Genomic DNA, 744 nt, shown 5'->3' with positions numbered 1-744 from the left:
TTAAACTTAAAGGTTCTAATTTCACAAAAGGTTTATTTAAATCTTTATCAAGTAAATTCTCACAAGCCCAAAGAAAAGGTTTTTCTATAGTTCCTTCTATCCTTGCTCCACCTTCGGTACAGTTGTAAATTTTAGTATCTAAATACTTTTGTATTTTTTGCACATCTTGCTCTAAATTTCGTTTAAACATGAGCCAGACATGGTGAGTTTTGATTTTTTCTTTTCCGCCATAAGCAAGAGTGTAAAGATGTGGATACCTTCTGCTTTCATAGCTAGCTGAATTTTGATAGTCATCAGGATGAGAATTGCCATTTTCAGCATAAGCTAAATCCTGTCCTATAAAAATGATGTTTTTATGATTTAAATGCAAGGAAAGATAACAAGCCATATGTGCAACACTAAATCCCATGTTAAAATATCCAAAATAATCTAATTTTAAATATTGTATAAAACTTGCATAGGTTGAAACTATAGTAAAATTATCGGTTTTTTTGGTTAGGTAATTTATGGCATTAGGATGTACTATGGATTTGATAATAAAACAAATTCCATTATCAAATTCCCCAAAATCATGATTAAAAAATTCTGCTGTAATAGCTTTTCTTTCTAACATACAAACATAATCGGGCTTTATACCATGTTTGGCTAAAATAGGATAAGAAGAATCTGCACAAAAAATTGTAGCTTTACTAGCATATTTTTTTAACAAAGGAAGTTGTTTAGTAAGAGATGGTCCTGTAGAAA

Annotated in this window: 1 protein-coding gene; it reads right to left on the bottom strand. The window is 29.8% G+C overall.

Going from position 1 to position 744, the window contains the following annotated elements; translation table 11 throughout:
• Positions 1 to 744 (bottom strand): motility associated factor glycosyltransferase family protein (locus SR63_RS02315; protein ID WP_147498344.1); only part of this gene is annotated, 744 nt, incomplete at both ends.

It is taken from the genome of Campylobacter sp. 2014D-0259, assembly GCF_008000505.1.
In the GTDB taxonomy this organism is placed as follows: domain Bacteria; phylum Campylobacterota; class Campylobacteria; order Campylobacterales; family Campylobacteraceae; genus Campylobacter_D; species Campylobacter_D jejuni.
This window is presented reverse-complemented; position numbering and strand designations above follow the sequence as displayed.